This window comes from Rhizobium laguerreae (assembly GCF_002008165.1).
GTDB classification, from domain to species: Bacteria; Pseudomonadota; Alphaproteobacteria; order Rhizobiales; family Rhizobiaceae; genus Rhizobium; species Rhizobium laguerreae.
The window spans coordinates 346,272-366,345 of sequence record NZ_MRDM01000011.1; the positions used below are offsets into that span (position 1 = coordinate 346,272).

Annotated in this window: 13 protein-coding genes; all 13 read right to left on the bottom strand. The window is 61.2% G+C overall.

All coding sequences use genetic code 11. The annotated features are described in order from the left end of the window. Positions 1–63: 63 nt before the first annotated feature. The gene (locus BS630_RS14210; RefSeq protein ID WP_077977955.1) at positions 64–8,583 is read right to left on the bottom strand and encodes a glycoside hydrolase family 94 protein; all 8,520 of its coding nucleotides are present in this window, start codon (positions 8,581–8,583) and stop codon (positions 64–66) included. Between the two features lie 148 nt (positions 8,584–8,731). Next, the gene (locus BS630_RS14215) at positions 8,732–9,100 is read right to left on the bottom strand and encodes a hypothetical protein (RefSeq protein WP_132611094.1); all 369 of its coding nucleotides are present in this window, start codon (positions 9,098–9,100) and stop codon (positions 8,732–8,734) included. 134 nt (positions 9,101–9,234) lie between these two features. Continuing rightward, a complete protein-coding gene (locus BS630_RS37350) occupies positions 9,235–9,399 on the bottom strand; it encodes a hypothetical protein (RefSeq protein ID WP_164902892.1) in 165 nt (54 codons plus the stop codon). 127 nt (positions 9,400–9,526) lie between these two features. Beyond that, on the bottom strand, positions 9,527–9,715 hold the full coding sequence (locus tag BS630_RS14220; protein WP_020052143.1) for a hypothetical protein: 189 nt from the start codon (positions 9,713–9,715) through the stop codon (positions 9,527–9,529). Positions 9,716–9,877: 162 nt separating this feature from the next. Further along, entirely contained in the window at positions 9,878–10,627 is a 750-nt protein-coding gene (locus BS630_RS14225; RefSeq protein WP_077977961.1) for an ABC transporter ATP-binding protein, read from the bottom strand. Further along, entirely contained in the window at positions 10,624–11,457 is an 834-nt protein-coding gene (locus BS630_RS14230) for an ABC transporter ATP-binding protein (RefSeq protein ID WP_025396433.1), read from the bottom strand. The genes BS630_RS14225 and BS630_RS14230 overlap by 4 nt, the downstream gene beginning before the upstream one ends. Further along, a complete protein-coding gene (locus tag BS630_RS14235; protein ID WP_025396434.1) occupies positions 11,454–12,389 on the bottom strand; it encodes an ABC transporter permease in 936 nt (311 codons plus the stop codon). The genes BS630_RS14230 and BS630_RS14235 overlap by 4 nt, the downstream gene beginning before the upstream one ends. Beyond that, positions 12,386–13,453: an ABC transporter permease gene (locus BS630_RS14240; RefSeq protein ID WP_077977963.1), complete on the bottom strand. Its 1,068-nt coding sequence runs from the start codon at positions 13,451–13,453 to the stop codon at positions 12,386–12,388. The genes BS630_RS14235 and BS630_RS14240 overlap by 4 nt, the downstream gene beginning before the upstream one ends. 18 nt (positions 13,454–13,471) lie before the next feature. Continuing rightward, positions 13,472–15,115 (bottom strand): ABC transporter substrate-binding protein, encoded by a 1,644-nt coding sequence (locus tag BS630_RS14245; RefSeq protein ID WP_077977964.1) that lies wholly within the window; start codon positions 15,113–15,115, stop codon positions 13,472–13,474. A gap of 37 nt (positions 15,116–15,152) precedes the next feature. Then, positions 15,153–16,211, bottom strand: coding sequence for a dipeptidase (locus BS630_RS14250; protein ID WP_077977965.1), 1,059 nt, complete (start codon positions 16,209–16,211; stop codon positions 15,153–15,155). Between the two features lie 244 nt (positions 16,212–16,455). Continuing rightward, positions 16,456–17,481: an ABC transporter permease gene (locus BS630_RS14255; protein ID WP_025396438.1), complete on the bottom strand. Its 1,026-nt coding sequence runs from the start codon at positions 17,479–17,481 to the stop codon at positions 16,456–16,458. A gap of 34 nt (positions 17,482–17,515) precedes the next feature. Continuing rightward, the gene (locus tag BS630_RS14260) at positions 17,516–19,057 is read right to left on the bottom strand and encodes a sugar ABC transporter ATP-binding protein (RefSeq protein WP_025396439.1); all 1,542 of its coding nucleotides are present in this window, start codon (positions 19,055–19,057) and stop codon (positions 17,516–17,518) included. Between the two features lie 69 nt (positions 19,058–19,126). Beyond that, positions 19,127–20,056, bottom strand: a complete 930-nt coding sequence (locus BS630_RS14265) for a sugar ABC transporter substrate-binding protein (protein WP_077977970.1) — start codon at positions 20,054–20,056, stop codon at positions 19,127–19,129. Between the last annotated feature and the right edge of the window lie 18 nt (positions 20,057–20,074).

The window sequence follows — 20,074 nt, forward strand, 5'->3', positions numbered from 1 at the left end:
TGGCCAAAAGGGTTCCCTTTTGGCCATCGCGAATCGCCGTGTTTTTCAGCGTGGAGAACGCTGTTATCCGAGCGGATATCCCTCTTCGGGATCGGTGACTTCGCAGCCGTTGATCGACAGAGTGTAGCCGCTGTCATTGGACGCTTTTGAGACCGAAATGCGGTATTTGCCGCCGCCTTGCTCTACCTCTGCCGCAAAACCGTCCCATTCCGAAGGGAGCGACGGGCGCACATAGAGCCGGCCGTCCCTCAGCCGGATACCGAGGATGCCCTCGACGGCGGCGCGGTAGAGCCAGCCGGCAGACCCGGTATACCAGGTCCAGCCGCCGCGCGACGCATAGGGATCATGGCCGTAGACGTCAGCCGCCACGACATAGGGTTCGACGCGGTATTGCTCCGCTGAAGCCTTGTCGAACGCGTGGGTGATCGGGTTGAGGATCTGGAAGCAGCGGAAGGCATCGTCACCCCGCTTCAGCTCCGCCAGCGCCATCACCACCCAGGTCGCGGCATGGGTATATTGCCCGCCGTTTTCACGCACACCCGGCGGATAAGCCTTGATATAGCCGGGATCCCTGGCGGAATTGACGAAAGGCGGCGTGAACAGCCGGATGATGCGGGCATCCTCGTCAACCAGCTGATCGAGCACGGCATCCATCGCCGTGACGGCGCGGGCCGGATCGCCCTCGCCGGACAAAACGCTCCAGGACTGCGCAATCGAATCGATCCGGCATTCAGGGCTCTCCCTTGAGCCAAGCAGCGTACCGTCGTCGAACGTGCCGCGGCGATAGTATCCGCCATCCCAGGCCGCAGTTTCGAGCGCCTTCTTGAGCTCGGTAAGATGCGCCGCCCAGCGCTCTGCGCGGACCGTGTCGCCGCGCTCTTCGGCATAGGGAATGAAGGAGCGCAGTGCACCCGCCAGGAACCAGCCGAGCCAGACGCTGGTGCCGCGCCCGGCGATGCCAACGCGGTTCATGCCGTCGTTCCAGTCGCCGCCGAGGAACAGCGGCAGGCCGTTGGCCCCCTTGCGGGCGATGGCGAGATCGAGCGCCAGCGCCGCGTGTTCGTAGACGGTCGCCTTATCCTCGGAAATCTCCGGCTTGTAGAATGAGTCGTGCTGGCCTTCGAGCAGTGCCGGCCCTTCCAGGAAGCCGATCTCCTCGTCGAGGACGTCTTTGTCGCCGGTGACGCTGCAATAGTGATGGATCGCGTAAGCGAGCCAGACGACATCGTCCGAGATCAGCGTGCGCACGCCGGCACCCGTTCCGGGCAGCCACCAATGCTGTACATCGCCTTCGCGGAATTGCCGCGAAGCGGCATTCAGGATCTGCCGGCGGGCAAGCGAGGGTTCGTGCAGCACGAAGGCCAGCGTGTCCTGCAGCTGGTCGCGGAAGCCGAAGGCGCCGCTTGCCTGGTAGAAGGCGGTACGGGCCATGATGCGGCAGCCGAGGCTCTGATACGGTAGCCAGGTGTTGACGAGATTGTTCATCCCGCGATCCGGCGTCGATATCTGCAGCCTGCCGGTGAAATCCCGCCAGAAGGCGCGGTTTGTCTCGACGGTCTCGTCGAACGAAGCCTTGCGGATATCGGCGATAACAGTGCGCGCTTCTTCATCCGTCAGCGTATCGCCGAGGAAGAAGGTGAAGTCGCGCTCCTCGCCGGCGCCGAGCTCGATGTCGATTGCAAGCGCCGCGGCCGGATCACCGTCGAGTTCCGTCGCGCCGGAAAGGGTGGCGGCGGAGATGACGGCCTGCGGTGCCTGGATGGTCCCCGCCTTGCCGATGAATTCGCGCCGGCTTGCCGAGAAGCTCGAAACCGTCTCGCTCGCCGCAAAGAAGGCAGTGCGGTTGGAAAAATCGATGCTGTAGGGGTTGGTGGCAAACAGCGCCCCCGTCTCCTCGTCATGGCTCGACAGGATGAAAGGCACCGTGCGTGCCGGATTGCTGCCGAGGATCCATTCGACATAACCGTAGAGACGCAGCTTGCGGCTGGCCGAACCGGTGTTGCGCAGGCGCAGGCGCTGCAGTTTCACCGGCTTTTCGCGATCGATCGTCTGCGTCAGCTCCAGCGCGATATCGTGCTGAACACTGGAGAAGACGGAATAACCGAGCCCGTGGCGGGCTTCGAAACGAATGTCCGGTCTGCGGGAAAGCGCTGCGAACGGCGTCATGACGGCACCGCTGTCGAGATCGGTGAGATAGAACGCCTCTCCCGAACGGTTGACCACGGTGTCGTTCGACCAGGAGGTCAGCTGATAGTCGCGCGAATTGACGCTCCAGGTGAAGCCCGAGCCCTCGGCCGACACGTGGAAGCCGAAGCTGTCGTTGGAAATGACATTGATCCAGGGCTGCGGCGTCGCATGACCTCCTGGCAGCCGAACGACATATTCGCGTCCGTCGCGGGCAAAGCCGCCAATGCCGTTCCAGAAGTCGAGATCGCCTTCCTCCTCGATGACGACGGCGGGCACGACAGGTGGCGGCACCGGCGCAACACGCTTGACGGGGGCCTTGTTGCGCTCGGCCCGTTCCATCTCCTGCAACTCCTCCTTGGAGGGTGCGAATAGCGCGACGGCGCGGTTGATCTGGTCGACCACCTTGCCGTTCTTCGCATGCAGGGTGACGCGGGAAGCCGCAATCAGCGCATGATAGGTGGCTTCCTCCATCAGGTCCTGGCGAACCGCGAAGATATGCTGGCGCAAGCCATCGGCCTGGCCTACGCGGCGCACGTTCTCGCACATGGCGTCGAGGGCGTGTTGCATGTCCTGCGCATAGGAGGAGGCGCGTTCGTTCATGATCACGAGATCGGCGGTGACGCCGCGCGAGCGCAGATATTCCTGCGCCAGCAGCGCTTCGCGGGCGATATCGAGATCCATGTCGTCGTTGACGCGCAGCGTGAAGATCGGGAAGTCACCGGAGATCGCCAGCGGCCAGAGCGCCGATTGCGACTGCAGGCCGGCCTCGACGGTCGCCTCGTCCTTGCGCAGCTGCATGTCGGGATAGACGAGGTAGCGTCCGAGATGCTGGAAGGCCGCCGCCTGCTGCGAGGTGACGCCGACATGGCGCATCTGCACCTGCGTGCGTGTCCAGGCCTGGACGAGCTCATGGGTGAAGGCGTCGGGATGACGGTAGCGATTGACCGCCTTGTCGACTTCGTCGCGGCTCGGCGCCGCGATCGTCCAGAAGATCACGCTGACTTTCTTGCCGGCCGGTACGCGGACGGTGCGGCGCAACGACATGACGGCATCGAGCATGAAGCCGTCGCTGCCGGAAAGTGTCGCACCCGGATCGAAGGCCGCCGCATCGGCAAGGCTGCGGCCACGGCCGATGAACTTGCGCCGGTCGGTTTCGAATTCGGTATGGCGGGTATCCCCGGCATTGTCGACGATCAGATGGGCGATGCTGATGTTCGGCTCGTTCGGATCGCGCTTGTTGCGTTCGGCGCGGATGACGTCGCCGCGCTTGCCGATCTCTGTCTTGACGAACATGCGGGCGAATGCCGGATGCGCACTGTCGGTATCGTCGGAGGTGATCACCGGTTCGAGGTAGGAGGTGACCTCGATGAAACGGTCTTCCGTGCCCATGTTGAGCAGGGTGACGCGGCGGGCCTCGGCATCATGCTCGGTCGCAATGATGCACTCCACCTCGCTGGTGAGGTCGCCGACGATCTTTGTGAACTGCGCCTTCTCGTCGGCGAATTCGACCTTGATCTTTTCGCCCTCGACACCCTTCGGCTCCGATGTCGTCGACCACCATTCATTGGTGGCGGTGTCCCGCAGGAAGATGAAGCTTCCCCAGCGGTCTTCGGTCGGATCGGCTTTCCAGCGCGAAACGGCAAGGCCGTTCCAGCGGGAATAACCGGCGCCCGTCGCCGTCAGCATCAGCGAATAATGGCCGTTCGACAGGAACACGAGTTCGCGGTCGCGCGACGCCGGATCGCTGATCTTCCTGATCTCCGGCCGCAGGAGATCGTCCTGGATGCTGGCCGGCGTGTCGGATTCATGCTTACCGCTCATGACGGGAATGTCGCGCGGCGCCTTTTCCTGCAGCAGCAGCTCCGCTGCCTCGATGACGGGATCGGAGTGGAAGAGCTCGCGCAGATGACCATTGAAGGCGACGTTGGCGACCGCCGCGATCGACATGCCGTGATGGTGGGCATAATAATTGTAGACCACCGCGCATTTCTTGCCTTCCGGCACGCGCGTCGGCGTGAAGTCGACGGCGTCATGGAAGCCGAACTTGCCGAGCGCACCGACCTTGCGCAGCCTCTGCAGGTTTTCAAGCGCGCCTGGCGGGTCGTACTGGGCGGCGAGCAGCGAGGCGTAAGGCGCGATGACGGCATTGTGGCCGAGGCCACGCTTCAGGCCGAGCGTCGGCACGCCGAAATTCGTGTACTGATAATTGAGGTTGTGGTCACGGGCATTGAAGGCCGCTTCCGAAATGCCCCAGGGAATACCGAGCTTGCGGGCGTAATTCATCTGCTCGACGACGACCAGATTGTTGGTCTGATTGAGAATACCCCCGCCGCGCTCCTGCATGACGAGCGGCGGCATCAGATATTCGAACATCGAGCCGGACCAGGAAACCAGCGCGCCGCGTGACCCCACAGGCACGACCTGGCGGCCGAGGCGGTACCAGTGTTCCGTCGGCAGATCACCCTTGGCTATGCCGAAGAGGCTGGTCAGGCGGCATTCCGAGGCGAGAAGGTCGTAGCAGGCCTGGTCGAGTTCACCGCTTTCGACGCGATAGCCGATCGACAGCAGACGCCGCTCTGGCCGGAACAGGAAGCCGAAATCCATCGAGAAGGCGAGATCGCGCGCCTTGTCGCGCAGCGCCACCAGGCGCGGCCTCAGCGCATCGACCTTGGAAAGATCGAACGTGCTGTCGGAAATATGCGCCTCGCAGACCTTCACCAGCGATGCCGCCCACAAGGTGACCTCTTCGCTCTGCTTCGACTTGACCTCATGGTCGAGATTGGCGGCGAGCTTCTCGATGTCGCGCGCGAGAACGGCGAGGTTGATGATACGGATGGAGGCGAATTCGTGCTCGCGCTTGACTGCGGCGAGTGCGTTCTGGAAGCCGACGATGCGCTCCTCCAGGCGTCGGCGCAGCGGGCGCACGGTCTTGCGATCGTCGGGCAGGTCCGCCAGCACTTCGCCGAGAATGCCGGCCGTGTCGCCGACGCCGTCGAGATTGCCCTGCATATGTGCGGACGGCGCCTCCGCCCAGTTGCGGCAGGCCGACGAAATGGCGATCAGATGGCCGGCGAGATTGCCGCTGTCGACGGCCGAGACGTAACGGGGGCCAAGCGTCTGCAGCGTATCGGTGTGGTACCAGTTGAACAGGTGACCGCGGAATTTCTCCATTTTGTCGATCGTCGCGATCGTCTGCTCCATCCGCTCGAGCGTCTCCTCGAAGGAGAACCAGCCGAAATGCCGGCCGGAAACGACGGAAAGCAGATAGACGCCGATATTGGTCGGCGAGGTGCGCGCCGCGACGATCACATGCGGCGTTTCCTGGATATTGTCCGGCGGCAGATAATTCTGTTCGGCCGTCGTGAAAGTCTCGAAATAACGCCAGGTGCGCCGGGCGATCTTGCGCAGTTCGCTCGACACGGAATCGGCGACCTCGAGCCGGTCCTCGGTCTCCGCCGACTGGCTGACATACCAGGCGACGACAGGCGACAGGATCCACAGCAGCGCGAAGGGAATGCCGACGAGGAAGGCGTTGTCGCCTGGAAGGGCAGCAAAACCAAGCGCCAGCAGCGCCAGCACCGGTGCATGCCACATCGCCTTGTAATAGGAGATCAGCGTGCCCTGGCCGCCGGCCTGGACGCTGGCGGCGGTCCGCCACTGCAGCATCAGCTTGCGGCTGACGAACAGGCGGTAGAGCGAACGGCCGATCGCATCCGCCATCATGCAAGCCGAATCGGCGATGAAGACGATGCGCAGCGCAACCTGCGCATTGGCAGCGGTGATATCGGACCAGACCGTATAGAGATGAGCGCGGGCGATGATATCGCTGGTGCGCGGGATGATGCCGTTGATGAGCGACAACGTCGGCGCGACGAAAAGGCAGAAGATCAGCAGAATCTGCCAGATGAGTGCGCCGAGCGGATCCATGAAATACCAGCCGAGCACGGAGGCGAAGAACCAGGCGATCGGCGTCAGTGAGCGGCGCAGATTGTCGAACATCTTCCAGCGGCCGAGTGCCGTGACGCCGTATTTCGGATTGAACATGTAGGGGAGAAGCTGCCAGTCGCCACGCGCCCAGCGATGCTGGCGCGAGGTTTCCACCTCGTAGCGGATCGGGAAATCCTCCACCAGTTCGAGATCGGTGACGAGCGCGCAACGCGCCATCGAACCTTCGAGAAGATCGTGGCTGAGCACGGAGTTCTCGTCGATCCGGCCCTTCAGCGACGCTTCGAAGGCGTCGACATGGTAAAGGCCCTTGCCGGTGAAGGTGCCTTCGCCGGCGAGATCCTGATAGACGTCGGAAACGGTGAAGACGTAAGGATCGAGGCCGCGATTGATCGAAAAAACGCGCTGGAAGACCGAAGCGTCCTTGCCCGTCGTCAGCGACGGGGTGACACGCGGCTGCAGCACGCCATAGCCGCTTTCGACGCGACCGGTTTTTGGATTGATGACCGGGCGGTTGATTGGATGATAGAGCTTGCCGACGAGCTTGGTGACGGCATCGCGCATCAGGCGCGTATCGGCATCGAGCGTCATGACATATTGCACATTGGCCGGCACGGTATTGGCGCCCGGCAGGTAGGTCGTGTCGCGGTCGCCGCGCAGAAGCATGTTCAGCTCGTGCAGCTTGCCGCGCTTGCGCTCCCAGCCCATCCAGACGCCTTCCGAGGGATTGTAGAGGCGGCGGCGATGCAGCAGATAGAAACGCGTCTTGCCGTCATAGGCATAACGGGCGGAGAGATTGGCGATCTCGCGCCTGGCATAATCGAGAACCTCGAGATCGGCAGGCGTTTCCTCGGCCTCGCTGTCTGGCCAGTCGCTGAGCATCGCGAAATAGATCTCGCCACGCGGATTGGCGAGATAATGCACCTCGAGATTGCGCACGTGATCGTCGACACTGTCGCGGTTCGAGATCAGGCAGGGCACGACGAGCAGCGTGCGCGCATCTTCCGGAATGCCTTCTTTGAACTCGTAGCCGACGAGGCGCGCCGGCGTCACGAAGAAGGACAGCAAGGTGTTGAAGAGACCCGTCGCGCCCTCCGACGCTGGCACTGAGAACATGATCAGCAGCAGGGCGATTTCGACCGCCCCCATGCCGGCATTCGCCATGAACTTGCCGACGATCGCCATGGCGATGACCGTCAGCAGCATGACGGGCACGGCAATCGCCAGCCAGTTGAACCGGCGCACGGCGCGCACGAAATGCTGGATGACCGTCGGGCGATAATTGGCCCGCGCCTCGAGCTTCGGCCGCTGCGCGCCCGACAGGAAGCCGCCGACATTCGGTTCATGCGGCTGCGGCTCGCCGGAGGCCTTGGCGGCATCGGTCATGTCGAGCGCCAGCTGGGCGATTTCCATTTCCGACAGCGGCGAGCGCTTGGCCAGCTTCTCGATCTGCTTGCGATATTTGTTGCGCGAGCCGGAATCGAGGATGCCGTAATCCGAATGCTCCCAGAGCAGCTTGTCGACATGGCTGACCTGCTCGACCCAGACGGACCATTCGGCATCGTCGATCTCGCGAAGGCTGCGGATGATGTTGCCCATCGTCACATTGCCGGAAGAGAGCCGGCTGTGTTCGGCCGTCGTCGCCTCTTCGGTGTTGCGGCCCAGTTCTTCCAGCCGCTGATCGAGCCAGGTGATCGCCAGGCTCGACGTCTGCGAGCCGTCGCGCAGGCGATAGAGGAACTGCGTCGAGAAGGTATTGTCCTCGGCAAGCGGTTCCAACGTCTTCAGATAGGCGGCCGCTGCGGCTGGATCGGTAAGGCGCACCAATTCGTCGGCCGCCTCGTTGGCGCGCCGACGCAGGCGGCGGCTGGCTTCGACACGGCTCGAAATGCGACGAAGATTTTCCACGAGCACGTAGCGCACGAGGGAGGGCAACGCCCAGAGTTCGCCGATCCTGAGCGTCTCGCTGGCCTGGAAGCCGTCGACCAGCGCCGTCAGACTTTCCTGCGAGATGGTGCTGTGGGTATGGGCGACATAGAGCCAGGCAAGCACGAGGGTGCGCGGCACCTCGACGCCGCCGACGACCATGGTCGGCAATTCGCGATAGAAGCGGCGAGGAAAGTCGCGCCGCACCTCCTGGATCGCCTCTTCGACGATATAGTGATTATCCAGCAGCCATTCTGCCGCCGGCGTGATCGTATCACCGGCCTCGACGTCGGTCGCCGTGGTCCGGTAGACGCGCAGGATTTCCTTCTCGTTTTCCTTATGCCGAGCGAAGAAATCGAAGGGGGCGAAAGCCGGCAGCTTGTCGACGCCGTTGCGGGCGACCGCATCGCCCATCGCCTTGATGTCCTCGATCGAAAGATAGGTCGAGCGGATCGAACCGTTGTGATCGATCTGCTTCATATCGGGTTCGCGCGGAAGGCTCGGAGAAAGATGAGAAATAGACATGGGTTCGGTTCTGGATCCAAACAAAGTTATGGCTGTTTTGCTCAGCCTTTTGCACTGCTTATCATGACTGCTACATGAACGGAGCCCTATTCTTCAAAGATCGATGAAGCCCGGGTGGACGACACTCGGGCCGAGCGATGCATACGGGCTAAGCCCTGTTCAGGACCTGACCCGACGGGATCAAGGCCATCGATACCCTCTCTGCGAAAGCCATGTCGAAAATTTGGACACCCTCGGGAAAATTCAAGTCAAGCGGCATGCTGCGCCGCCCGGCGAGCTTGTCTGGACGGTGGAAATGACGAAATGCGGGCACCTGGTTCCGGCAATGCAAGAACTCTTCGATTTTCAGAAAAACGAAAGACGGATGATCGGCTGACCATGCGTCCGGCGTCGGTTTGGGCGGCTGTGGCCCACGCCGCTTGCGCTTGAGATCAAGGCCGCCGTGGTGCGTTTTAGATGGCGTGAAAAAGTACAGAAGAATGATGATGGGGATCGGAATGCCAACCAACCATAACAAAATGCCTCTCGTGACCACTCTCCTTTTGACATTCGAGTGTCAGGAGAGTGCCGAGACAAATGAAATGTTCCGAAATTCTATAAAGGCGGAAACCGCCGCAGCGCCGGCATCGGCCGACGCTTGATCACGCCGGATTATCCGACGACGCCGCAAACCATGGCTACGACGAACAGGAATGCTGCGGTGAAGATCGCTCCATGGAGTATCGTCTGAAGCCTATGGCGCGTGGTGAGCGGCTTTTTGGTCGGTACGGAACCATACTGGTTCACGTGAGCATGCGAAATACCCAGATCTGCCATATGTCGCCTCCGTTGTTCTCGTGCGGCCGGTTGTGCGGCTCGCGCTTATATTCGTATTTTCTCTATCAAGTAGGTAGAGATAAATTTCCGTCCAGAGCGAGCGGAAGAGAAAATTCAACCAGCCCTTTTAGCAGAGCGTGCGCCATGCCCAGATCAACGAGCGCTCGACGGCATTCTCGTTCTGCGACGGGTTGGAGGAAGTCTCGATCAGCCGACGGTCCTTTTCCGCAGGAATGGACGCCGAAATCTGTTCCCGGCGATCGGCTCGAACAGGAGGATCGAGGTAACCCATGGTCATCCCACCGAGAAAGAACATGCATCAACCTCCATCGATCACGAAAGCTAACAATCGTTAACGGGATCATGACAGAAGCGAGGCAGCTGTCAATAGTCTAGCTGAATGGTCGTCTTTTAGGGAAGCATTATCCTTAACACCGCCACCGGTCTTTTCTTTTCAACGGCTTGAAAAGATTGACTTTCAGGCTTTGACGAAACCCTTGCTCGCGATCATCAAATTTCTCGTATAGTCCTCGTGAACCGCGCCTTTCGCCAGTTCCTGCGAACTCAATCGCTCGACGACGAAGCCGTTGCGCATCACGGCGAGCCTTTCACACATATGGGTGACGACGCCGAGGTCATGGCTGACCATCACGAAGGTGAGCCTGCGGTCGCGTCGGATCTCTTCCAAAAGGTTCAGCACCTCGGCCTGCACCGAGGCGTCGAGCGCCGATGTCGGCTCGTCAAGCAGCAGGATCGACGGTTCGACGATCAGCGCCCGGGCGATCGCCACGCGCTGGCGCTGGCCGCCGGAGAGCTGGTGCGGGTAGCGGAAACGGAAACCATTGCCGAGGCCGACCTCGTCAAGCGCGCGGGCGATACGCTTCTCGCCGTCGGCGATGCCATGGATTGCTAGCGGTTCGAGCAGAAGCCGGTCGATCGTCTGGCGCGGATGCAGCGAACCATAAGGGTCCTGGAAGACCATTTGCACGCGCCGGTAGAAGACTTTGCTGCGTTTCGAACCTTTCAGCGGCTCGCCATCGATGTTGATCGCGCCGCCGCTGACCGGCGCCAGTCCGGCAACGGCCCGCAGCAAGGTCGATTTTCCCGAGCCGGATTCGCCGACGAGACCAAAGGATTCGCCGCGTTCGACAGTGATGCTGACATTCTTCAAGGCATGAAAATGGTCGTAGACGACGGTGAGATCGTCGATCTCGAGAGCTGCGCTCATGCCGCCCACTCCGGCTTGCGGTCGAGCACCGGCAGCGGGTGGCGGTTTGCGCCGATCTCGGGCATGCAGTTCAGCAGTCCCTGCGTATAGGGATGCTGCGCATGTTTGAGATCGGCCGCCGCCAGCTCCTCGACGATCTTTCCGGCATACATGACGATGACGCGATCGCAGAAGGAAGAGACCAGCCTCAGATCATGGGAGACGAAGATCAGCCCCATGCCGCGCTCGGACACCAGTCTGTCCATGATCCTCAGCACGTCGAGTTGCACCGTCACATCGAGCGCCGAGGTCGGCTCGTCGGCAATCAGCAGTTCCGGCCCGGCAATCAGCATCATGGCGATCATCGCGCGCTGCCCCATGCCGCCCGAGACCTCGTGCGGATGCAGGTCGAAGACACGTTTCGGGTCGCGGATCTGCACCGCTTCCAGCATCGCGAGTGCGCGATCGCGCGCCTCCGCCTTGCCGACCTTCTCATGCGTGCGCAGCGTTTCGCAGATCTGCCGTCCGATCGACATGACGGGATCGAGCGAATATTTCGGATCCTGCAGGATCATGGCGATGCGCTTGCCGCGCAGCCTGCGCCTTTCGCCTGCGGACGCATTGATAAGATCGATGCCGTTGAAATTAAGCCTGTCGGCCGTGACGATGCCGTGTTTCGGCGTCAGGCCCATGATTGCCCGTCCGGTCTGCGACTTGCCGGAACCGGATTCGCCGACGATGCCGAGCCTTTCCTTGCCGAGCGTGAAGGAGACGCCGCGCACGGCCTCGATCACACCGGTGCGCGTGGGATAGCTGACCTTGAGCTTGTCCACCGTCAGAAGTGTCGTCATTGGCCGCTCTCCTTCGGATCGAGCGCGTCGCGCAGGCCGTCGCCGAGGAGATTGAAACCGAGACTGACGATGAGGATGGCGATGCCGGGCATCGCCGCGACCCACCATTGATCGAGGATGAAGCGCCGTCCCGAGGCGATCATCGCACCCCATTCCGGCAGCGGCGGCTGCGCCCCCAGGCCGAGGAAACCGAGACCGGCCGCCGTCAGGATGATGCCCGCCATGTCGAGCGTCACGCGCACGATCAGCGAGGAAATGCAGAGCGGCATGACATGGCGCACGATAATGCGAAGCGGCGAGGCGCCCATCAGCTTCACCGCGGAAATATAGTCGGAACGCCGGACCGTCAGCGTCTCGGCGCGCGCAATGCGGGCATAGGGCGGCCAGGAGGTGATGGCGATGGCGATGATCGCGTTCTGGATGCCGGGACCGAGGGCTGCGACGAAGGCGAGCGCCAGCACCAGCTTCGGAAAGGCGAGGAAGATATCGGTGATGCGCATCAGCGTCGCATCCACCCAGCCTCCGGCATAACCGGAGACCGTACCGACAATCAGCCCGACCGGCGCCGAGATGACGGCAACGAGCACGACGACGAGCAGCGTCAATCGCGATCCGTAGATCAGCCGCGAATAGATATCACGGCCCTGATCGTCCGAACCGAGCCAGAACTCGCCCGTGCCGGGCGGCAGCAGCCGAGCATTGCGCAGATCGCCGACAACGGGATTATGCGTGGCGAGCACATCGGCAAAGGCGGCGATGAAAAGCAGCGCCACGATGATCAGCAGGCCGACGACGGCGAGCCTGTTTGCCGTGAACTGCCGCCAGGTGACATAGGTGCGGCCGAGGCGGGCTTGCAGGCGTGATTGCGGCCGGTCGGAGAGCAGCCATTCGCGGCGGCTCATCGCAGGTGATGGGCTGGCATTGGCCGTCATCGGTTTCGCGTCCTCGGGTCGAGCGTCCGGTAGAGAAGATCGGACAGTAGGTTGATGCCGATGAAGACCGTACCGATGACGATCGTGCCGCCGAGCACGGCGTTCATATCGGCGTTCTGCAGCGAATTGGTGATGTAGAGCCCGATGCCCGGCCAGGAAAAGACGGTTTCCGTCAGCACCGATCCTTCGAGCAGGCCGGCATAGGAAAGTGCAATCACGGTGACGAGCGGCACGGCGGCATTGCGCAGCGCATGGCCCCAGATCACACGCGTTTCCGAAAGCCCCTTGGCCCGCGCGGCAACGATGTATTCCTGTGAAAGCTCGTTCAGCATGAAGCTGCGCGTCATACGGCTGATATAGGCAAGCGAGAAATAGCCGAGCAGCGAGGCGGGCAGGATGATGTGGCGGAAGACATCGTAGAAGACGTCCCATTGCCCCTGCCAGGCGCTGTCGAAGAGGTAGAGGCCGGTGATCGGCGTGAACGTATATTCGAAGACAATGTCGATGCGGCCGGGGAAAGCCACCCACCGCAGTCGCGCATAGAAGATGACGAGCGAGATCAGCGCCAGCCAGAAGATCGGCACCGAATAACCGATCAGGCCGACGACGCGCACGATCTGGTCGGCAATGCTGCCGCGCCGCACGGCGGCAAGAACGCCGAGCGGCACGCCGACAACGGCGCCGATGATCGTTCCGAGGGTTGCAAGCTCGATGGTCGCCGGCAGCACCCGGCGGATATCGACCATCACAGGATTGGTCGTCAGCACCGAATTGCCGAAATCGCCGGACAGTACACCTTTGATATAAAGGAAAAATTGCTGATAGAGCGGCAGGTTGAAGCCCATCTCCTGTCGCACCCGCTCGACGACGTGGTTGGGCGCGCGGTCGCCGAGAATGGCGAGCACGGGATCGATCGGCACGACGCGGCCGATGAAGAAGGTGACGGCCAGAAGGCCGAGATAGGTGGTGACGGCGGCAAACAGAAACCGCCCTAGCGCCTTTGCAAAGGCCCTAGCACGGCCCTTTCGGGGCCGCGCCTCCTGCGTTGTTTCGACGGTGCTCAAGCGACCAATCCTGCCGGACTATTCCTTGGCGATCGGACCGACGAAATTGGTGTCGAAGCTCGGACCCAGCTTGAAGTCCTTCAGGTTCTTGCGGTAGCCAGCCACCTCGGTCTGCTGGAAGATGAAGATGAACGGGCTGTTTGCCAGATACTTCTTCTGGATGTCCTGATATATGGCGGCGCGCTTGGCGGCGTCGCGCTCCAGAAGTGCTGCCTTGGCTTGCTTGTCGAGCTCCGGCGCTTCCCAGGTGTTGCGCCACGCGAGCGTCTTCACCGTGCCCGCATCGGAATTGTCGGGATTGCCGGTAAAGGTATCGGCATTGGAATGTGGATCGAAATAGTCCGAGCCCCACTGGCCGATATACATGTCATGGGTACGGGCGCGATACTTGGTCAGCGTCTGCTTGCCGTCGCCGGGGATGATTTCCATCTTCACGCCGGCCTGCGCCAGCGTCTGCTGCATGGATTCGGCGATACCGGTTACCGGCTGACTGTTTCGCACGTCCATCGTGATCGAGAAACCGTCGGGTACGCCGGCCTTGGCGAGCAGTTCCTTGGCCTTGGCGACATCGAGTTTGTAGGGATTCTCATCGAGCGCGCCGAGCTGACCCTTCGGCAGGAAGGTCTGGTGGATCTCGCCGATCCCCTTGATCAGCGTTGCGCCGATCGCATCGTAATCGACCAGATATTTGAAGGCTTCCTGGACTTCCGGCTTCTTCAGGTTCTCGTTCTTGTTGTTCAGGCTGACATAATAGATCGTGCCCTTCGGCGCACTCGTTGTCGCGAGATCGGGATTCTTCGAAACCGCGTCGATGTCGCCCGGCTCGAGATTGCGGGCGATATCGATATCACCGGCTTCGAGCGCCAGGCGCTGGGCCGAACTTTCCTTCATGTAGCGGTAGATGACGCGGTTGAGCTTTGCCTTGTCGCCATAATAATTGTCGTTACGCTCCAGCACGACGACTTCGTTGGCGCGCCATTCGCGCATCTTATAGGCACCGGAGCCGGCATAGCCGGTCTTCAGCCATTCATTGCCGAAGTCGTTGTCGTATTTGTGCTCGGCATCGGGCGTCACCGCCTTCACATGCTCCAGCACCAGCTTCTTGTCGACGACGGAAGCGACCGTTGCCGTCAGGCAATTGAGCACAAAGCTCGGTGCGTAGGCCTTGTCGACCGTGAAGACGAAGGTCCCCGCATCGGCAGCCTTGGCCTTTTCCGCGACGTTGTCGCCGGTCAGACCGAATTGGGTGAGGATGAAGGCCGGGCTCTTGTCGAGCTTGACGGCACGCTCGAACGACCAGGCAACGTCTTCGGCGGTGATTGGGTTGCCGGAGGCGAATTTCAGGCCTGACTTCAGCTTGAACGTATAGGTAAGGCCGTCATCGGAAACGCTCCAGCTCTCGGCCAGATCGCCCTTCACCTTGGACGTGTCGTCCATGTCGAGACGGACGAGCAGGCTGTAGCTGTTGGTAGTGATTTCGGCCGTCGAAAGCTCGAAAGCCTCGCCCGGATCCATCGTGATGATGTCATCGATCGCGAAGCCTTCGACCAGCGTGTCCTTCGGCGTCTCGGCCAAGGCCGAGGGTGCGGCCATCATTAGGAGCGAAAGAGCGGCTCCCGCCGAAAGCAGGCGAAAATTGCGGCTGAGTTTGGTTATCATCATGGTCTGTTCCCCTGTTTTTTGATTGGATATGAAAGGCTTAGGCGTGGTCCTCCCGCCAAGTCTGAGCCAGGATGCGAAGCCAGTTTTCACGGGCGAGTTTTGCCAGGTCGGCGTCAGCATAGCCAACCTCTCTGAGAGCGGCAATCAGCTTCTGATTACCGGCTGCATCGCCGATTTCCTCGGGAATGGTGGCCCCGTCGAAGTCCGATCCGAGCGCCACGCAGTCGATGCCGATGCGGTTCACAAGATAGTCGATGTGGCGGATCATGTCGGTAAGCGGCGTGTCGCTGTCCGAGCGGCCGTCGGCACGCAGCATGGCGGTGGCATAATTGATGCCGACGAGCCCGCGGCTTTCGCGGATCGCATCGAGCTGCTTGTCCGTCAGGTTGCGCGCGACCGGCGTCAGGGCGTGGGCATTGGAATGGCTGGCGACCAGCGGCTGGTCCGTCTTCTTCGCCACGTCCCAGAAACCCTTCTCGGTGATATGGGCAAGGTCGATCAGGATACCGAGACGATTGCATTCCCTGACCAGCGCGAAGCCGGCATCGGTGAGGCCCGGCGCCGTGTCCGGCGACATCGGGAAGGCGAAGGGCACGCCGTGACCGAAGACATTGTGCCGGCTCCAGACCGGACCGAGCGACCGCAGCCCTGCCGCATAGAACACCTCGAGCGCCGAGAGATCGGCGCCGATCGCCTCGCAGCCTTCCATATGCATGACGGCGGCGAAAATGTCGTCCGCCATGGCGCCACGGATATCCTTCACCGTCCGGCAGAGCCGCCAGGCGCCGGCCTGGTCGAGCCGCAGCGCGATCGCCGCCATTTCATTGGCGATGGCAAGCGAAGGCAGCGGATCGAGAGGGGCTGCCATCGGCGTCACATAGCGGCCGTCGGCATCCGGATCGGCGAAGACGAGATCGCCCGAAGGAATATAGATGGCGCAGAGACCGCCTGAAAGACCGCCCTCTCTAGCCCGATGCGCATCGATATGGCCGACCGTCGTGCCGTCTGCGAATTCCGCGATCGGGTCGCTGCCGTCTTTTGAATGTGTCCAGAGTCGAAGGAGAACGTCGTTGTGACCGTCAAATACGAATTGCATCTGTCTTCCTGCGCTGCCCTACTGCCTAATTCCTTAAATCGGAATCGATTTAAGAACAAAATTATGCAGCATTCAAAGTGCTACAGCGCCGTACGTCTTTTCAGACGCGCGGCGCTGTAGAGGGCGAATGAAGCGGCCAGAATAGAAAAGCTGACGGAATTCGCCACCTCTTTTTTTAGAAATCCGTCGATGCTGAAACGAAGCGGGGGCCGAAGCCCCCGCAAATACCATCGCAGGCCAGAGATTAGTGTTTGCGGCGTTTCTTCTGTCTGTAGACGTCGATGACGACAGCCGCGACGATGATGAGGCCCTTGACGATCTCCTGGTAGTACGCGTCGATCCTGAGGAAGGTGAAGCCTGAGGTCATGACGCCGAGGATGATGGTGCCGATGACAGTGCCGGTGATGCGTCCGACGCCGCCGGTGAGCGAGGTGCCGCCGATGACAGTCGCGGCAATTGCGTCGAGTTCATATCCGACACCCATGCTGGCCTGTGCGGTTTCCGCACGCGCCGCCGTGACGATACCGGCAAGACCTGCAAGCAATCCGGCAATCACATACACCTTGACAAGATGCGCCTCGATGTTAATGCCGGAAACGCGCGCAGCCTGCGGGTTTGCGCCGATGGCATAGGTGAACTTTCCATAACGCGTATAGCGCAGCGCAATGTGAAAGATCAGTGCAACGACCAGGAAGACGACAACCGGCCAGGCTTTCGTTCCGATGAAATGAAACTGCTCGGTGACCCCGGAAACCGGCTGTCCCTTCGTATACCACTTCGCGACACCTCTCGCCGAAACGAACATGCCAAGCGTTGCAATGAAGGGCGGGATCTTGGTGTAGGCGATAAGCGCGCCGTTCGCGAGACCGGCGGCCGCTCCGATCAGCAGCCCAACGACAATGGGCACGACAGCCGGCAGGTCGGTCAGCGATGGAAAAACGGCTCGCCCCCAGGTCGAGGACTGGGCGAAGCTGGTTGCGATCATCGCCGTCATGCCGACGACCGAACCCGACGAAAGATCGATGCCGCCGGTGATGATGACCTGGGTGACGCCGACGGCGATGATGCCGATGACGGAGACCTGCAGGATCATGATCGTCAGACGCTGCGAATTCATCAGAAAGCTTTGGCCGATGAATATCCAGCCGAGCACTTCGTAGATGAGCGCAATGCCGACGAGCACGAGAAAAATGCTGAGTTCGGTCGGTATGCGCCGCCGCCTTTGCCGGGTTGCGAGCGGAGCCGCGCCCTCTGCTGCCTTGGTAGTCATGTCAAACCTCCCTTGGGAAATCGCCGGCGGCGCATCACTGCGCAGCCAGTTCCATCACCTTTATCTGCGTTGCTTCGTCGCGATTGAGGAAACCGGTCACACGTCCCTCGTGCATGACCATGATGCGGTCGCTCATGCCGAGAACCTCGGGCATCTCGGACGAGATCATCACCACCGCCACGCCATTTCGCGCCATCTCCGTGACCAGCCGGTGGATTTCCGCCTTGGCGCCGACATCGATGCCGCGCGTCGGCTCGTCGAGGATGAGGATGCGCGGATCCGTGAGCAGCCAGCGCCCGATCAGCACCTTCTGCTGATTGCCGCCCGAAAGATTTTCCACCCGCTCGTAAAGATTGGGCGTTTTCACGCGCAGCTTTTTTGCCATGTCTTCGCAGGTTGTCTCGATCGCGCCTTGCTGCACGAAGCCGCCCTTGACGTATCTGTCCTGCAGAACGGCAATCTGCATGTTCTCGAGAATATCGAGGATCAGCAGACAGCCGGTATCTTTCCGGTCTTCGGTCAGGAACGCCATCCGATTGCGGATGGCCTCGGTCGGCGAAGAAATGGTCACCGGCTTGCCGTAGAGCTCGACCGAGCCGGAGCTTGCCGGCGTCACGCCAAACAGCGTTTCGGCAACATTAGACCGGCCGGAGCCGACGAGGCCGGCCACGCCGAGGATTTCGCCGGCTCTGACCTCGAAAGAGACGTTGTTGAAAACGCCCTTGAGACAAAGATCCTTGACGGAGAGCACGACTTCGCCGATCGGCACCTCTTCCTTGGGAAACATCTGGGTGATCTCGCGCCCGACCATCATGCGGATGATGTCGTCGCGGGTGACGTCGGTCGAGGCATGCGTACCGATATATCGGCCGTCGCGGAAGACGGAGAACTCGTCGGCGATCTCGAAAAGCTCGTTCATCTTGTGGGTGATGTAGACGATGCCGATGCCTTGGGCCCTGAGGTCGCGGATAATACTGAAAAGATGCTCGACCTCGCGCTCCGTCAGCGCCGAAGTCGGCTCGTCCATGATCAGCACGTCGGAATTATAGGAAACCGCCTTGGCGATCTCGACCATCTGCCGGTTGGCGACCGACAGGAACCGGACTTCGATATCGGGATCGATTGATATATTGAGCCGGGCAAACAGCTCCTCGGTCATGCGATGCATGAGGCCATGATCGATAAAGCCGAGGCGGTTCTTCGGTTCGCGGCGGATCCAGATATTTTCCGCGACCGTCATGAACGGCATCAGGTTCAGTTCCTGGTGGATCATGGCAATGCCGTTCTCCAGCGCGTCGAGCGGAGATTTCAGCCGGATCTCGATCCCCTTCAGGCGAATATCGCCCTTGTCGGGCGTGTAGATGCCGGCGAGGATCTTCATCAAGGTCGATTTGCCGGCGCCGTTTTCGCCCATCAACGCATGCACGGAAGCGCGCTTCAGCCGGAACTGCACGTCGTCGAGTGCGACGACACCAGGAAATTCCTTGCGGACACCCTCGGCGCTCAAGAGATATTCCGCATTCGGGACGGCGCCGCTTGCACGCACGGCGGCCATGGTTGTCGGGCTGACGGCCATATCATCTCCTCCGGATACAGGTAGGCGAAAAGGATGCGGGCAAAGGCCGCATCCTGCTTGGCATTCGCCTCAGTTCTTGGCGACGAAGTCCTTGACGTTGGCGGGCGTCACGAGCTGGAAGGGAATGTAGACCTTCTTTTCGATCTTTTCGCCCTTGGCGAGCTTGAGCGCTGCATCGAGAGAGCCCTTGCCCTGGCCGGCGGCATCCTGGAACACCGTGACGTCGAGATCGCCCGCCTGCATGGCGGCAAGCGCGTCCTGCGTGGCGTCGACACCGCCGACGACGACCTTGCTCATATCCTTGCCGGCCGCCTTCAGCGCCTGAATGGCGCCGATCGCCATTTCGTCGTTGTTGGAGATCACGGCATCAAACTCGATGCCGCTGGAGAGCCAGTTGGTCATCAGGTCGGCGCCCTGGGTACGATCCCAGTTGGCCGTCTGCTCTTCGACGATCTCGATGCCTTTGCACTCATCGGTCTTGATGACGTCATGGACGTCCTGGGTCCGCATGCGCGCAGCCTGGTTGGAAAGCTCGCCCATGATGACGACAGCTTTGCCCTTGCCGCCGAGAATGCGGCAGATTTCCTTGGTTTCCAGCGTGCCGGATTCCAGCTCGTTGGAAGCGACGAAGGCCTGCTTGTCCGGCAGCGTGTCGACGTTGACCGGCTGACGGTTGACGTAAACCAGCGGAATGCCGGCATCGGCCGCGAGCTTCGACATCGCCGTGGTCGCATCGGTATCGACAGGGTTGACGATGATTGCATCGACCTTGGAGGCGATGAAATTTTGGATCTGGCTCTGCTGCTTAGAAACGTCGTTCTGCGCGTCTTCGATCTGCAGCGTCACACCGCTCAGTGTCTTTGCATAATCGGTCATGCCATTGCGCAGAACGGTCAGGAAATTGTCGTCGAATTTCGCCATCGAGACGCCGACCGTTTCTGCGTGAGCGGCCGTCGACAGGACGAGCGCCATCGCAGTGCCCAAGATAAACTTTTTCATTTTCACTTCCTCCACAAA

Coding starts and splice junctions, on each gene's coding strand:
- BS630_RS14230 (WP_025396433.1), bottom strand. CDS start 11,457: ATGACGACACTTCTGACGGTGGACAAGCTCAAGGTCAGCTATCCCACG.
- BS630_RS14255 (WP_025396438.1), bottom strand. CDS start 17,481: ATGACTACCAAGGCAGCAGAGGGCGCGGCTCCGCTCGCAACCCGGCAA.
- BS630_RS37350 (WP_164902892.1), bottom strand. CDS start 9,399: ATGGCAGATCTGGGTATTTCGCATGCTCACGTGAACCAGTATGGTTCC.
- BS630_RS14220 (WP_020052143.1), bottom strand. CDS start 9,715: ATGTTCTTTCTCGGTGGGATGACCATGGGTTACCTCGATCCTCCTGTT.
- BS630_RS14235 (WP_025396434.1), bottom strand. CDS start 12,389: ATGACGGCCAATGCCAGCCCATCACCTGCGATGAGCCGCCGCGAATGG.
- BS630_RS14245 (WP_077977964.1), bottom strand. CDS start 15,115: ATGATGATAACCAAACTCAGCCGCAATTTTCGCCTGCTTTCGGCGGGA.
- BS630_RS14250 (WP_077977965.1), bottom strand. CDS start 16,211: ATGCAATTCGTATTTGACGGTCACAACGACGTTCTCCTTCGACTCTGG.
- BS630_RS14260 (WP_025396439.1), bottom strand. CDS start 19,057: ATGGCCGTCAGCCCGACAACCATGGCCGCCGTGCGTGCAAGCGGCGCC.
- BS630_RS14225 (WP_077977961.1), bottom strand. CDS start 10,627: ATGAGCGCAGCTCTCGAGATCGACGATCTCACCGTCGTCTACGACCAT.
- BS630_RS14265 (WP_077977970.1), bottom strand. CDS start 20,056: ATGAAAAAGTTTATCTTGGGCACTGCGATGGCGCTCGTCCTGTCGACG.
- BS630_RS14210 (WP_077977955.1), bottom strand. CDS start 8,583: ATGTCTATTTCTCATCTTTCTCCGAGCCTTCCGCGCGAACCCGATATG.